Origin of the sequence: Marinomonas rhizomae (assembly GCF_003315485.1) — a bacterium.
In the GTDB taxonomy this organism is placed as follows: domain Bacteria; phylum Pseudomonadota; class Gammaproteobacteria; order Pseudomonadales; family Marinomonadaceae; genus Marinomonas; species Marinomonas rhizomae.
On the sequence record NZ_QNSE01000001.1, the window covers coordinates 325,813 to 339,734 of the forward strand.

13 protein-coding genes are annotated in these 13,922 nt (G+C 42.3%); 8 read left to right on the forward strand and 5 right to left on the reverse strand.

Going from position 1 to position 13,922, the window contains the following annotated elements; translation table 11 throughout:
- Nucleotides 1-56 precede the first annotated feature (56 nt).
- Nucleotides 57-941: a HalD/BesD family halogenase gene (locus tag DFP80_RS01490; RefSeq protein ID WP_113915040.1), complete on the reverse strand. Its 885-nt coding sequence runs from the start codon at nucleotides 939-941 to the stop codon at nucleotides 57-59.
- Nucleotides 942-1,051: 110 nt separating this feature from the next.
- Entirely contained in the window at nucleotides 1,052-2,587 is a 1,536-nt protein-coding gene (locus tag DFP80_RS01495; RefSeq protein ID WP_113915041.1) for a BCCT family transporter, read from the reverse strand.
- 352 nt (nucleotides 2,588-2,939) lie between these two features.
- Between DFP80_RS01495 and DFP80_RS01500 the strand changes: the two genes are divergently transcribed.
- Nucleotides 2,940-3,818: a LysR family transcriptional regulator gene (locus tag DFP80_RS01500; RefSeq protein WP_158601332.1), complete on the forward strand. Its 879-nt coding sequence runs from the start codon at nucleotides 2,940-2,942 to the stop codon at nucleotides 3,816-3,818.
- Nucleotides 3,819-3,900: 82 nt separating this feature from the next.
- On the opposite strand, the gene trpA is transcribed toward DFP80_RS01500, so the two are convergent.
- Both trpA and trpB read right to left on the reverse strand, forming a co-directional pair.
- Nucleotides 3,901-4,704, reverse strand: a complete 804-nt coding sequence (trpA, locus tag DFP80_RS01505) for a tryptophan synthase subunit alpha (protein ID WP_113915043.1) — start codon at nucleotides 4,702-4,704, stop codon at nucleotides 3,901-3,903.
- Entirely contained in the window at nucleotides 4,701-5,963 is a 1,263-nt protein-coding gene (gene trpB, locus DFP80_RS01510; RefSeq protein ID WP_113915044.1) for a tryptophan synthase subunit beta, read from the reverse strand. The genes trpA and trpB overlap by 4 nt, the downstream gene beginning before the upstream one ends.
- Before the next feature lie 316 nt (nucleotides 5,964-6,279).
- Between trpB and DFP80_RS01515 the strand changes: the two genes are divergently transcribed.
- From DFP80_RS01515 to DFP80_RS01530, 4 genes are all read left to right on the forward strand, one after another.
- Nucleotides 6,280-7,428, forward strand: coding sequence for a DUF6152 family protein (locus tag DFP80_RS01515; RefSeq protein WP_113915045.1), 1,149 nt, complete (start codon nucleotides 6,280-6,282; stop codon nucleotides 7,426-7,428).
- 13 nt (nucleotides 7,429-7,441) lie between these two features.
- Nucleotides 7,442-7,960: a hypothetical protein gene (locus DFP80_RS01520; RefSeq protein WP_113915046.1), complete on the forward strand. Its 519-nt coding sequence runs from the start codon at nucleotides 7,442-7,444 to the stop codon at nucleotides 7,958-7,960.
- A 12-nt stretch (nucleotides 7,961-7,972) separates the two neighbouring features.
- Entirely contained in the window at nucleotides 7,973-8,473 is a 501-nt protein-coding gene (locus DFP80_RS01525; RefSeq protein ID WP_113915047.1) for a hypothetical protein, read from the forward strand.
- A gap of 96 nt (nucleotides 8,474-8,569) precedes the next feature.
- Nucleotides 8,570-9,154 carry a TetR/AcrR family transcriptional regulator gene (locus DFP80_RS01530; RefSeq protein ID WP_113915048.1) on the forward strand — a complete coding sequence of 195 codons (585 nt, stop codon included), beginning with the start codon at nucleotides 8,570-8,572 and terminating at the stop codon, nucleotides 9,152-9,154.
- A gap of 51 nt (nucleotides 9,155-9,205) precedes the next feature.
- Here DFP80_RS01530 and DFP80_RS01535 read toward each other — a convergent pair whose 3' ends face one another.
- Complete coding sequence (locus tag DFP80_RS01535) at nucleotides 9,206-10,447, reverse strand: multidrug effflux MFS transporter (protein WP_113915049.1); 1,242 nt, start codon at nucleotides 10,445-10,447, stop codon at nucleotides 9,206-9,208.
- 604 nt (nucleotides 10,448-11,051) lie between these two features.
- Between DFP80_RS01535 and DFP80_RS01540 the strand changes: the two genes are divergently transcribed.
- The 3 genes from DFP80_RS01540 to DFP80_RS01550 are packed head-to-tail and all read left to right on the forward strand — an operon-like array spanning nucleotide 11,052 to nucleotide 13,853.
- A complete protein-coding gene (locus DFP80_RS01540) occupies nucleotides 11,052-11,507 on the forward strand; it encodes an OmpA family protein (RefSeq protein WP_158601331.1) in 456 nt (151 codons plus the stop codon).
- 39 nt (nucleotides 11,508-11,546) lie between these two features.
- A complete protein-coding gene (locus tag DFP80_RS01545; protein WP_113915051.1) occupies nucleotides 11,547-13,121 on the forward strand; it encodes a TolC family protein in 1,575 nt (524 codons plus the stop codon).
- 6 nt (nucleotides 13,122-13,127) lie between these two features.
- On the forward strand, nucleotides 13,128-13,853 hold the full coding sequence (locus DFP80_RS01550) for an efflux RND transporter periplasmic adaptor subunit (RefSeq protein WP_113915052.1): 726 nt from the start codon (nucleotides 13,128-13,130) through the stop codon (nucleotides 13,851-13,853).
- Nucleotides 13,854-13,922 lie beyond the last annotated feature (69 nt).

Consider the following 13,922-nt stretch of genomic DNA (forward strand, 5'->3'; position numbering starts at 1 on the left):
TATGCCTTTTGAATTACAGTAGTTTAAAGTATTACCCGTCTTGTATTAGGCTGAATTTAGCCTGCTAAACCGTCTTCCCTTGTTTCTTGTTCAGCCTTGATATGAGCCTCAGTCACCCGTCCATAAACGTCTTTCGTCCGTTTAATTTTTCCTATCATTCCTGGCTTTTCGGCATAGCCAAAGAGGGCGCATAATCTAGTGCCTTTGCATGATGCAACGCGGTGCATAGAGAAGCGGCCTTTAAACATTTGTAGGTCGCCTGTGTTAAGTGTTAGTGATTTCACTTTTGTAAGATCACCATCGAGAATGTTTTGCACTTCAGAATAGTTTTCGTTACCAGGCTGACGAAGCCCAGGAGAATACTGAAATTCGCCGCCTTCTTCTGGACGTCTAGTCATCAAGCTGACAATAAATTCATTCGTATCATAGTGCCAAGGAAGTGATGTATTCTCTGGCATTGCATTAATCACTAGGCCTGCGATGGGATCTGCATATTCATAAATCTTATCCTTCCCTAAACATTCAGCAATGAACTCTTGGAAAATAGTATTCCTATAGAGTTGTTTGATAATCATCTGTTCTGGCAGTAGATCTTTTGCAACAAAGCCATTGCTAAACTGTTGGTATCGGTTAACCGGATGGTTTTCGCCTAATTCAGGGTTGCCTTCGGTGGCATAAGGTGTCACTTTATTCTCGTGATAGTGAGCCAAATGGGAGACATTTTCGCTCTGCTCTCTAATTAATTCGATTTTATCTTCACGAATAAAGTTGGGTAAGTGAGCACAGCCATCACTTTCAAGCTGCTTCTGACAAGCAAGTACTGCTTGTTTATAGGCCGCCGACTCTTTTTTATTTAAAGGGTAGTCAGACATATTTATCATCAGAGCAAGGCTGTCTAATTCAGATAGCATATTCAGATTTTGATTGTTTGTGAGGTTCATAATGAAAAATCCTTCAATTTCATTTAGATGCCATTTTAAATGGCATCTTATTCATGTGGTCTTAGTCAAATAGTTGTGAATATTTAAGGAAAAACTTATTTGTATTTTCCTTAAATCGTCACTTTGTTTTTTTCCCGTTTTAGAAAACACAAACGTAATAAGAAAATTTGCGCACACATGGCAATAATCATGCCCAAGAAACCACCGATGGTTGATACCAATTTCAGACCATCCAAGCCGCTATTGATTGTCATAATGCAGGCTAATAAAGCAATGATTCCGCCCCATACTAATTTAATAAATAGTGGTGATTTGGGTTCTTCGTCCTGTTCATGAAAAGACTCAACACATGTCCCAGCGATGGCATCAATAGCCGAATCTGATGCGGTTACATAAGACATGAAAGACATAATTAGGAAAAATGCAATGAAGAAAATAGAACCTGGAAGATCTTGCATTAGCTCCCAAATGATTGCACCAGGACCTTTTTGGCTTAGCGTATCAGACAATACATTATTGGCTGTTAGCTCAAGGTAAATAGAGTAGCCTCCAAAAATAGAACACCAGAACAGCACAAAAATGGAAGGCATTGCGACATTGAAAATTAGGAATTCTTTGACTGTATAGCCGCGTGAAATTTTACCCAGAAAAATCGCGACTATTGGTGCCCATGCGTACCAAGCAGCCCAGAAAAAGACAGTCCAATCTTTTGGCCAAGAATCTTCTACGACAACGCCTGTATCTAGGCTCCAGTTAACAAAGTTGGAAAGGTACATGGAAAGGCTATCTAGCCCTGCATGAGCGATGAAGCTAGTAGGACCAAAAATTAAAACGAGTAATGAGAAAGCGATAAATGCTTTTGCATTCCAACTGGATAAGAAGGCAATCCCTTTGTGTAGGCCAGATGCAGCAGACAAAGCGGAAGCCACCATAACTAAAGCGGCAATCAGAGCGAGTGCTGTCGTACCGATTTCAGTGGTAAAAAGAGCATTGATACCGCCTTCAAGCATTAAAATACTTGACCCTAAAGAGGTGATCATCCCCGCCACTAAGGCAATAAGGGCGAAAGCATCAATCAACTGTTTTGTTGTCGATTTTAATTCAATATTACTGCCAACAAACATGGCTGAAGAAATACTGAAGTCGCGTTTAAAATTATAATAAGCAAGTGCGAATGCCAAAGCTGGAATGCTATAGAGAGCGTATGTGGTTAGCGACCAATGCATGAATACGGCGGCTAAACCAAAGACGGCGGATTCTCTTGAAAGTGGTTCTGCTCCTAAAAACTTAGGAGGATATGCCATATCGATAATAGGTTCGGATGAGGCAAAAAAGAGTAACCCGATAGCAACAGAGCTACATAACGTAATGGAGGCCCACTGCCACTTTGTTAAAAGCGGTTTTGCCTCTTTCCCTCCTATTCTCATATTACCTATTGGCGAAAAGAAAACCACAAAGCAAGTTATGACCAATGAAAAAGCGGAAAGTAGATACATCCAGCCAAAATTATCTAACAACCAGTGATGTATTTGTGACGTTATGGCTAAAAAATTTTCATTATCAAAAAGTGCTAAGTAACTGAGTATCCCTAAGATAGTAAGTGAGGGATAAAATGTATAAGGTCTAATTCTTAAATTTTTTCTCATCGCAATCGTCTCTGGTATTTATTGTGTTCTATTAGCCTAAATAATAAATAGAGGAAAAAAAAATAAAGTTATGATCGAGTAAGTCATCATTTTTTTATATATAAAAACATTGGCCTCTAAAATAAGCTGTAAAAAACCATATTTATCATTGGTTTATGTTTTTTTTTGGGTGTGTTTGTAAAATTTTTTTGATGAGAATTTTTGCTTTTTATGTCGTAATTAGATTATATATTTTCCTATAACGGTTTTTTATGGACAAAAAAGTGTGCCATAACTTGTGATAAACCTAGAAATAACCGTCATATAAAGACGGATGAACTGTTTTATTTCGATCATTTTATTGAGGTTTCTAATGCTAGATATAAAACACTATGAGCTGATATGTGCAATTGATGAACACCGCTCACTAAAAGACGCAGCCTCGGCGCTTGGGTTGACTCAGCCGGCAGCGACTTATCGTTTGCGTGAAATAGAAAAGCGATTAACAGTAAATATCTATGATAAAAGAGGGCGCAAGCTAGTCCTTTCTCCTTCAGGTGAGAGGTTGTTAAAGGCAGGTAAGTTGTTACTGCCGTTTGTACGTAAGGCAGAAGCGGAAGCGGTAATGTTGGGGCGATCAGATAGCTATATTAGATGGGGAGTTAGCGCTTACGATACCTTTGATACTATTCTACAATACCTTCCTGAAGCCTCTTTTGATAAGCTGGATATCAACAGGTACAACACATCCAATCTTGTGAATGCGCTTTTCGAGAGAGAAGTAGATTTTATTATTAATACGACACCGGTAAATACGAAAGACTTCCATTGCGAAAAAATCTTTGATGATGAGCTGTTACTGACTCTGAATCATAAACATCCGCTAAATACTGCCAAAAATTTTAGTATCGAAAAAATTACAGAATACCCATACCTTACCTACAGTCGAGCCTATCAGCCGGATATGGAATTCGACACAATTTTCAGACCTAATAATTGCAGTCCTAATACCATCAGAGAGGCTGACTCTGTTTCATTGATATTAAGAATTCTATCTATGAATAAACAATATGTAACGTTTCTATCTGCCTGGGTAGTCAGAAATTCACCTTTTGAAAATATAACAACCTTAAAAAAGGCCGCATACTCAGTCCCATGCACTTGGTACATTATTTATCATCAATCAGTAGAGAGCCGACCTGAAATAAGAGAGGTTATAAGAGCATTACAAACGATTGCTGAAATTAGATAGCCAAGTCTTCGGGAGTATAAAAGCGTGTCCCCTTCTTGTAAGGTAAGAGGGGAAGCGCTTTTGGTATTTTGAGATTTTTTCTCTAATGTTGAAACAAGTCTTTTATCAGTTTAACACCTGCTTCTTGGCCACCTTTGTTGTACGCATCTAGGAGCGCAGAACCAAGAATCGCGATGTCGGCTTTGCCAATCAGTTGCTCTATTTGAGCTCGTTCACGCAGGCCAAAACCGACGCCCATTGGTGCGCTGGCGTGTTGTTTTATTTGCGTCAAATAGTCATCAAGTGATGTCTGCTTGGTTTTACGTTCATGGCTTTTGTTTTCATGAACAGAGTGACCCGTTACACCAGAGCGAGCCACACAATATAGGAAACCACTAGCTTGACTGGCTAGCATGGCTAGACGATCTGGTGGCGTTACTGGTGTCACTAACCACACTGGATCAATGTTGTTGGCTTTACAAGCGGCTTGGTAGGTCGTGGCTTGTTCAATTGGTAGATCTGGTAAGATCAAGCCTAGAATATTTTCCTCAGCCGCACGCTTGGCGAGCTTGTCTAATCCAAAGCGATACATTGGGTTGAGATAACTCATTAACACAATGCGGCTGTTAGGGAAGTTCTTAGCTAATTTGCCAAGCTGAGACAAACAGGTTTCTACGTCTAACTTTTGCTCTAATGCCTTATGGCAGGCTGCAACAATGCTTGGGCCGTCGGCAACAGGATCGGAAAAAGGAAATTGCACCTCGATAAAATCGACGCCTTCCTGCATTAATCTTTCCATCCAGCTCAAGCTTTGTTCAACACTCGGATAGCCATAAACCACATGGGTCATCGATAAAATCGGCTTTTGCTGACGTTTTTCTGCAATAAAGGTGGCTAACTGGCTCATGCGTTTTCCTCCTCATTGTCGGCGTGATTGGTTGGATATGCCGCAAGGTAATCGGTTAAGAATTGTGGGAAGGTTTCGTCTTGCACCGCTTTCGCTACATTAAAGATGTCCTTGTCGCCACGACCAGACAGGTTGATGACGATCTTAGAATCTTTAGGCAAATTCGGTGCGTCTTTAAAGGCACCCGCTAAAGCATGGGAAGATTCTAGTGCAGGGATTATGCCTTCTTTTTTCAGTAATAACGTACACGCCGCAATCACATCATCGTCCATGGCGTAGGTCATGTTAATACGCCCCGTTTCGGCCAAATGGGCAATGATTGGCGATACGCCAACATAGTCTAAACCGGCTGCAATGGAATGAGTTTCTTGCAGTTGTCCTGCGTCATCTTGTAAAAACATAGTCGCAAAGCCTTGGGCGATACCAGGTTGTCCAAGATTGTGAGACAAACGAATAGAATGCTCGCCAAGTTCCAAACCTTTACCGCCCGCTTCGACACCCACCATTTCCACTTCTATGTCATCAAGGAAAGGTAGGAACAAACCACAAGCGTTCGAACCACCGCCAACACAAGCGTATAAACGATCTGGAAATTGACCGAATTGCGCCACACTTTGTTCACGTACTTCATTGCCAATCACTGATTGAAAGTAGGCCACCATTTCAGGGAAGGGTGCGCAACCACAAGAGGTGCCAATCAGATAATGACTTTCTTCGTGGCTAGAAGACCAGTCACGTAGGGCCTCGTCTAAGGCATCACGTAAAGTTTGTGCGCCAGTGGTAACAGGCACAACGGTTGCGCCAAGCTGTTTCATCCAGAAAACATTTGGGTATTGGCGCTCAATGTCTTTCGCACCCATGTAAATGGTGCATTCTAGCCCTAAACGCGCTGCAACAAGCGCCGTGGCAATACCGTGCTGACCCGCACCTGTTTCGGCAATAACGCGTTTTTTGCCCATACGTTTGACCAATAACCCTTGGCCAATTACGTTGTTCATCTTATGTGCGCCACTGTGATTTAAGTCTTCACGCTTCAGATAAATTTGTGCGCCACCAAAATGCTCAGTCAAGTTCGCACAAAACGTAAGAGGAGTAGGGCGGCCAGAAAACTGCTGCCATTGTTGATTCAGCTCAGCAAGAAACTCAGGGTCGTTTTTGACTTCTTCGAACGCCTGTAAAATTTGCTGTTGGCTCGAATAAAGAATTTCAGGAATATAGCTACCGCCGTATTGCCCGTAGAAACCGTTCTCGCTTTGCATGACTTGCTCCTAAAATTACTTTTGCGCTCTATTAAATTAACTATACCGTTTAGTTAATTTAATAGCGTTTTGATGTCTCGTCAAGTGTATTTTTTGATTTAAAATGCTGATTGACGATTACGCTGGAGAAATATTAAAAAGTCATTTTTCAGAAGGGTCTAGAGCAATAGCACGAGATGTTTTTTGTGCGCTCAAGTAAGCACTTAATTTACACATATTTATTTTACTTAGCTTTACCCGCTATTTTCTTGTTGGTCTCTTCTTCCCTCCTATAGAATTCTGACCACGTTAACTTTAGATGTTTAAAGAGCCATATATGAATCAGTTTGTTTTTAAAAGTGCGCTTGTGTTAATGGTCGGCGCAAGTGTGTTCGCAAGTAAAAGTTACGCACATCACGGTGTAAATGGTCAGTTTGATGAATCTACGACGATTAAAGTGGAAGGCATCGTGACTAAAAGTCGTTTGGTTAATCCTCACGCTTATATCTACTTTAATGTTTTAGATAAAGCCGGACAGACTAATGAATGGCGCTGTGAATTGGGAACTGGAAGTGCGCTGAAGCGTGCCGGATGGACATCGGGGACTTTTGCAAAAGGCACGCAAATTAAGGTAGTAGGTTCTCCGGCTCGCAGTGAAGATAATGCTTGTTATGTCCATACAATTACTTTTGATAGCGGTGTAACTGTAGACCGTGACTCTGTTTTTGATAAAGCAGGTCAATTGGTAAAACAACCACGACAAACGACGCTAGTAGATGGTACGCCAAACATTGGCGGGACTTGGGTGGCCGAACGTCCAGAGCATGATAGAAAGCCTCCCAAAGGGGTTAATGGTGATAGGCCGCCAATGCCACCAGAAGGTATGCCGGAGTTAGCAGAGGGTGAGCATCGCCCGCCTCGTGGTGATCACCCTCCAATGGATGAAGGTCGTCCACAGTTTAAGTTAACCGAAGAAGGTAAAGCCGCCGTAGCGGATTATGCATTTGCTAAGTCACCGCGTATGCATTGTGAGGCCACAAATATTATTGATGATTGGACCTTTGATCAGCTGGTAAACAAGATAGAGCAAACCCAAGACGATATTGTGATTTCTTATGGCTTTATGGATATTGCTCGCACCATTCACCTTGATTTGGACAAGCACCCTGAAAATATTGAAGCTAGCCGAGCAGGGCATTCGATTGGCCACTGGGATGGCAAAGTATTGGTTGTGGATACTGTTGGTTTCAACCCTGGATATCTCCATGCGCCGCCAATGAAACAAGGCGCTGCAATGAACAGTAATCAACTGCATATGGTTGAGCGCTTTTATTTAAGCGAAGATGGTTTAACGCTTTATCGTGAATATGAAGGAGAAGACGCCTTGTATTTGGAGAATAGCTTTTCAGGTAAAGATGAAGTGAAGCTAACCGAGGGGCATTACGAACCTTACAACTGTGCTGATTTAACCAATGAAGTTCGGTAAATAAGGGTGTCGCGTGGACTTTTTGAATTGGGCTGAAATGTCACCTCTTGGTGAGTGGGTATCTACCTCTCTTTGGGGATATCCGATTGCCTTAACTTTACACACAATCGGTATGGGGACCTTGGTTGGGCTTGCCTTAATGATTTGTTTTAGGGTGTTAGGGGTTGGTCGAGGAATACAGACTAGTCGCTTACCTGTTTATTGGAAGCTGGCACTTATTGGCTTTGCCATTAACCTTTTTTCCGGTGTGGCGCTGTTTTTTGGCAGCGCCACTGTCCTCTGGGAGAGTTGGCCTTTTCGAATCAAGATAGTCTTTATTTTGGCAGGTTTGGTGGGGACTCACTTTTTAGTTAGAAGCTGTGCGGTAACGCGTCGTGTTATTTCGGCGAAAAATGTGTCATTGGGGCTTGTTGCACTAGGGCGGATTTCGGCAGGGGGAAGCACTGTAAGGCAAAAAGTACTCGCATTTGCTGTGATCCTAATCTGGATGACGGCCTTAGTGGCTGGACGCTTAATCGCGTATATTTTCTAAGGGATGTTAAATATGCAAATTCAGTCTATTGTTCAATGGATGAGTGAGTCCAACCTTAACCACTACATTATTACTCATAGTTATGTTTGGCCGACGTTAGAAAGCTTGCATTTTATTGGTTTATGCTTGTTGTTTGGGTCCTTGTTGTTTATTGATTTAAGAGCACTAGGCCTTGCTCGGATGATCCCATTTCCAGCCGTTGAGCCATTTATTTTAGTTTCGCTAATAGGTTTTTTCATTAACTTGGCAACTGGCGTAGCTTTTTTGTTCGGCGACCCTAGTCGCTACTTTATAAATCCGTCTTTTCAATTGAAAATGCTATGTATTATTTTGGCATTATTAAATGCTTTATATTTTTCTCTGAGAATGAAAAAACGCCGCAACGCAGACGCTATTGAACAAGGGGGAAATGAAGTGGTAATGCCTTTGGATATGAAACTGGCAGCGGGTGTGTCGCTCGCTTTGTGGATTGCGGTGATTGTCTTTGGTCGCCTTATTCCTTATGTCGAGTGATAGTCGTTTAGCCTATCGTCAATTGTTATTTCTGTTATGGGGCTTGCTCAAGGGTTAGAATAGCCTTTATAGCAGAAAATAGGCATAGAGGTAGAAATGGCAAGAGGAAGACCCAGTAAAAAAGCCCACATAGTTGAGGCGGCGGGTGGTTTATTTACCAAGCAAGGTTATCAAAGCACCAGTATTGATCAGGTAGTGGTGACGGCGGGCGTGTCTAAACCGACGGTTTACAGTAATTTTCCAACTAAGCTGGTGTTATGGGAAATGGTGTTAACTTCGTTAACAGAATTGGCTCAGGATGAAATGCAAAAGACTTTGGTGCGTTTGCAATCGAAAAAAGAACTATCGCTGATTGCGGGTTGGATCTTGCTTTGGGAAGCTTGGGTTAATAAAACTGAACGCCTTGCAGTGTATCGTATTCTGCTTGGTGAACAGCATAAAATGCTGCCGTCGACATTTGCCTTATTTGCCGAGTTTGAAGCCGTTTTAGAATCTGCTTTATTAGCGTGGGCTGCTGAATTTTCAGTATCGCCCATGAATTTTTTTGCCTTAAAAGCAGTTAGTAAAGAGGCACTTTTAACGCCAGCTTTGATGAATCAGGCGATGATGGAAGCGTCTGAACTAGAGAATCAGCTTGATACGCTGTTACTTACTTCCACTGATAACAAACAAGCCAAATAGTTTTGCTATTTGGTTTGTTTGTTTTCTTTTTGGTGTTGTTGAGCAGATAGATTAAACAGCGCTGTGCTCTTCAACGACTTCTTCAACCCGCCCTTTCTCAGCCCAGTACATAATACACACGGCTAGTGAGCCCATAATTATAAAGCCACCGGAAATGGGTAATAAGGTATTGTTGTACATTTGGCCTATCACGGTGCCAATACTCATCGACATGATAGAGGACGCTGAGCCAATAACCGCAGAAGCAATACCTGCAACGTGTCCCATGGGCTCCATTGCTAGGGCGTTGAGATTACCGAATAACAAACCAAAGCAGAAGAACAGCACGGCAGCATAGACCAAGAACATCCATAAGCTGATGGCCACGAAAGCATGTAAAGCAAAAAAGGCAATTGATGCGATAACAACCAGGCAAATGGCGCGGAAAGCGATATATTTCGCGCCATGTTTTTCAACAATACGTGAGTTAATCAACGAAGAGAAACCTAATACTAAAGCTAATAAACCAAAGTAGAGTGCGAAGAGGTTACCGGTATTAAATTGCACCTGGAATATTTGTTGTGAAGAGTTCAAATAACCAATAAAGCTGCCGAAAAACAACCCTATGCAGATGGTATAACTCGCGGTAATTCTATTCGTTACGACTTCTCTAAAGCCGTCTAAAAAGCCTTTTTTAGAGAAAGGAATGCGGTTTGATTTTGGTAGCGTTTCTTTTAGACGGAAACCAATCCAAACAATTAGTAAAACGGCATAAGCTAGATAAAGTTCAAAAATACCTCGCCAGTCTGAAACAAGCATGATGGCTTGACCCAATGTTGGGGCAATGGCTGGAACCAAGACGAAAATCATCATGACCAAAGACATTATGCGTGCCATTTGGGCGCCGTGATACAGATCGCGAACAAGAGAAATGGCGGAAATGTATGGCCCTGCAACGCCTAAGCCTTGAATAAAACGACCCAGCATGAGTATTTCTAAACTGTCTGCCCGATAACAGACAATCGTACCAACCAAGTAGAGAGCAAAGCCGCCAAATAAAATTGGGCGACGACCTAGCGCATCTGATAACGGCCCGCAAATTAACTGTCCCATCGCCAAACCGAGAAATAACATACTAATAAGTAGTTGTGGTTGGTTTGCTGTTACTGCGCCCAATTCGTTACCGATAATACCAAGCGCTGGCAGTAATGCATCAATCGAAATGGCTGTTATCGACATGAGCAGAGCGACTAAAAGTGTGAACTCCTTCGCTCCCATACCGGAAGAAGAGGTGTTGTTGTGAGCATTTTCCATATGTCATCCAAAGAAAATATGAAGTTGTTAAGGGTGCGAACAAACTCGAATCCTAATAATAGTCGAGTATTATACTCAGGCTTTCTAAAGCCCTGTTTGCTAGTTTGTGCATTAAAAAAGGAAGTGGTTGATTCGGGAAATTGAATGCTAAATTTATGTTTCTTGGTGAGTTTAGTCGCATTGCCTGGATGTAGTTTTTGTAGTTTTGCAGTGATTGGTTTGCTTTTTTATTGCACTTTTTTGGTTATTTTTATACGATAACTACATATTTGATAGCAATCGAAATCAAAAATTTTGATACAGGCGATACTAAATTGCACTTGCATGGAATGCGTTTACCAATAATGTTCTTAGCTCCCCTTCGTCTATTTGAAGATGCTTTTAATAGCAGCCAATTTTGTCTTCCTGCTTACCTTCATTTCCCAGTGTTTTCATACTCTCTATGAGGTTTTTTATGGCTTTTTGCCCATTTTTTATCCGGTCTCTAGTTGTCACTTCTTTTGTGGTGCTTAGTTATGGGTGTTCAAGTGTTACATCTGACAATATAAATCTAGACTGTAACGACCGTTATACTCGATGCGCTTCAAAAGTTGATGCTGTTGATATGAAACAGTTTAAAGAGCCGCAAGCCGTTAGTAAGGCGCCAAAAGTGAGCTCGGGAGCTTCCGAGAGTTCGCAAGCTAAGATAGCGGTAAGCCCTGTATTGTTTGGATTTGATGAAGGTGCCGCTGTTGGACTTGACCTTAATGATGTTGTTGTGTTTCTGAACTCATTCCCCAATGCCTCACTAACCTTACATGGTTACACAGACCCTATCGGCAGTGATGACTACAATATGGCCCTTTCGTATAGGCGTGCTGATTATATCCGTGAGCGTTTGCTTATGTCAGGCGTATCAAAACAGCAAATATTTGTGAAACCACATGGTGAAAATAATCTTTTGGTCTCTGCCCCAGAGGAGCCGTTAGCGTCCAGAGATTCGTTGAAAAGTATGTATGCGCGAAATCGACGCGTGGAATTTGAGTTCAAGGTTTCAAACGCCAGTACTCTGTCCAACTAAATTTATTATTCTGTAAAGCGCTTATTCTAAGGAGATGACATGGCGATCTACCCAGTGTTCGGTAAAACCATGCTTGCAATGCTTGTTGCCACTACAATAGTGGGGTGTTCTGTTAGTCCTGTTCGTTTAAGTGACAATGATGTCATGGCGAATGCAAGTGACAACAGTGCGTTGTTAGAAAAAAACGTTGCGCCTATAACAGGGCCAATTGACTTAAATGAAGCCTTTGCCAGGACGATTAAATACAACCGTGATGCGCGACTAAAAGCGTTTGAAGCGGTCGTTTCACAGGGGCAGTTGGCCGTTGATAAATTTGACATGTTACCTGAGTTAGCGGCTAAGGCAGGTTATAACCAACGTAGTAATTATGCGGCTTCAGCATCCGTGACTTTCTCTGGAGATGAGCCTTCTAGCCTAGGCAGTAATCCAAGTTATTCTGTTTCTTCTGATAAAAGTACGGTCAATGCGAGTATTGGAGCAACTTGGGATGTGCTTGATTTTGGGTTGTCCTATTACCGCGCAAAACAACAAGCAGATCGTTTTCTGATTTCCAAAGAGCGTGAGCGTAAAGTGGTTCACTCTATTATGGAGCAATCTCGTAATGCCTATTATCGTGCTGTTTCTGCTGAGCGCCTGCTGTCTAAAATTAATCCCTTAATCATTAAGGCCCGTGCTGCGTTAGTTGACTCCGCCAAGATAGAAAAGCTCCGCGCTCAGTCCCCAATGGAAGCGCTAACCTATCAACGTGCCTTGCTGGAATCTTTAAGAACACTTCAGGATATTCGTAAGGATCTGATGCCTGCCAAAACTGAATTGGCTGTTTTAATGGGATTAAATCCATCAGTGGATTTTGAATTGGCGGATGTTAATAACCCAAATAGTGATATCCCCGTTCTTAATATCGATATGAGTGATATGGAGCGTACTGCGCTAGTGCTTCGCCCAGAGCTTCGTGAGGCGCAATACCAAGAACGTATTACTCAAGAAGAAGTGCATTCTGCCTTTCTGTCTCTTTTCCCAAGTTTAAGCCTGAGTGCAGGCCTGAATTACAACGATTCCGACTACCTTCGTTATAACGATTGGACATCGGCTGGCGTCGGCTTAAATTGGAATCTAATGAACGTGTTTCGATATGGCAAGTTGGATAAGTTAAATGACTTGAAAATCGCGGCAGGCAAGCAGCGTTCTTTAGCAACGTCTATGGCGGTTATTTCTCAGGTTCATATTGCTGATATTCAATTCAAAGAATCGAATGATACCTATGATCTTGCTACTCAATATTATGACGTGGCACAGCGTATTAAAGCCCAAGTGGATTCTAGCCGTACAGCGCAAAGTGTTGGTGATTTAACCGTGATTCGTGAGGATCTTAATGCTTTGTTGGCCGAATTGCGTCGTGATGTGGCTTATGCGGATCTGCAAAATAACTTCGGTAAAGTGCTCGTATCTATGGGGCTTGATCCATTGCCGGAAGGTTTCGGCAGCATGAGCTTGGAGGAATTATCGACAGCCTTCAACAACATGTTCGCTCGTTGGGAGCAAGGTGATATTGAAGTGATTTCAGCAGAAGAAATGCAATCTGCATTAGCGGCAAAAAGCGTGGCTGAGAAGTAAATATTGATGACGTTAACACAGAAAATTGTGGCATGTCTGTTCTCTTGTTCAATCGCGGTGCCTGCGATTGCGCAAGAGACCTTTAAAGCGCGCGGTATATTAACCGCGACCAATAAGGCGACCTTGTCCACTGAGTTATCGGCTAGAGTGATTGCTGTGCCAAAAAAGATGGGGGAATCCTTTGAGCAAGGGGATTCTCTTATTCGTTTAGACTGTCGATTATTTGAAGCTCAGTTGGAAAAAGTGGATGCCGAGACGAAAGTTGCGCAAGCGAGGCTGGATAATACACAACAGCTCAATCGTTTGAACTCTATCGGTACACTGGAAGTAACCATTGCAGATGCTGAATTACAAAAGGTGCAAGCAGAGCGCACAATGGCGCAATTAAATGTGGAGCGTTGTGATATTAAGGCGCCATTTGATGGCGTGGTGGAGCAGCTAGATAGCCATACATTTGAAGTGGTGCAACAGCAGCAAGCCTTGATGAAAATCGTCGGATTGAATCGTTTAGAAGCCGACATTATCGTTCCAGCCCAATGGATGGCATGGCTGACGATAAATAAAGCAATCACATTGCAGGTTGAAGAAACACAACAAACATTACAGGCAGTGGTTAGCCATATCGGGCCAAGCGTTGACCCAACCAGTCAAACAGTACAAATACGTGCCACGATAAAGACTGTGCCAGCAAAGGTTTTGCCGGGCATGAGTGTGGTGGCAGTGTTCCGGTAGATATGGCTCTTAAAAGAAGCATATTGAGCAAATAAGAAAATGTCTGGCAAAAAGCAATTGTGCAGCATT

Coding starts and splice junctions, on each gene's coding strand:
- DFP80_RS01550 (WP_113915052.1), top strand. CDS start 13,128: ATGACGTTAACACAGAAAATTGTGGCATGTCTGTTCTCTTGTTCAATC.
- DFP80_RS01545 (WP_113915051.1), top strand. CDS start 11,547: ATGGCGATCTACCCAGTGTTCGGTAAAACCATGCTTGCAATGCTTGTT.
- DFP80_RS01525 (WP_113915047.1), top strand. CDS start 7,973: ATGCAAATTCAGTCTATTGTTCAATGGATGAGTGAGTCCAACCTTAAC.
- DFP80_RS01515 (WP_113915045.1), top strand. CDS start 6,280: ATGAATCAGTTTGTTTTTAAAAGTGCGCTTGTGTTAATGGTCGGCGCA.
- DFP80_RS01490 (WP_113915040.1), bottom strand. CDS start 941: ATGAACCTCACAAACAATCAAAATCTGAATATGCTATCTGAATTAGAC.
- DFP80_RS01530 (WP_113915048.1), top strand. CDS start 8,570: ATGGCAAGAGGAAGACCCAGTAAAAAAGCCCACATAGTTGAGGCGGCG.
- DFP80_RS01500 (WP_158601332.1), top strand. CDS start 2,940: ATGCTAGATATAAAACACTATGAGCTGATATGTGCAATTGATGAACAC.
- DFP80_RS01540 (WP_158601331.1), top strand. CDS start 11,052: ATGAAACAGTTTAAAGAGCCGCAAGCCGTTAGTAAGGCGCCAAAAGTG.
- trpA (WP_113915043.1), bottom strand. CDS start 4,704: ATGAGCCAGTTAGCCACCTTTATTGCAGAAAAACGTCAGCAAAAGCCG.
- DFP80_RS01535 (WP_113915049.1), bottom strand. CDS start 10,447: ATGGAAAATGCTCACAACAACACCTCTTCTTCCGGTATGGGAGCGAAG.
- trpB (WP_113915044.1), bottom strand. CDS start 5,963: ATGCAAAGCGAGAACGGTTTCTACGGGCAATACGGCGGTAGCTATATT.
- DFP80_RS01495 (WP_113915041.1), bottom strand. CDS start 2,587: ATGAGAAAAAATTTAAGAATTAGACCTTATACATTTTATCCCTCACTT.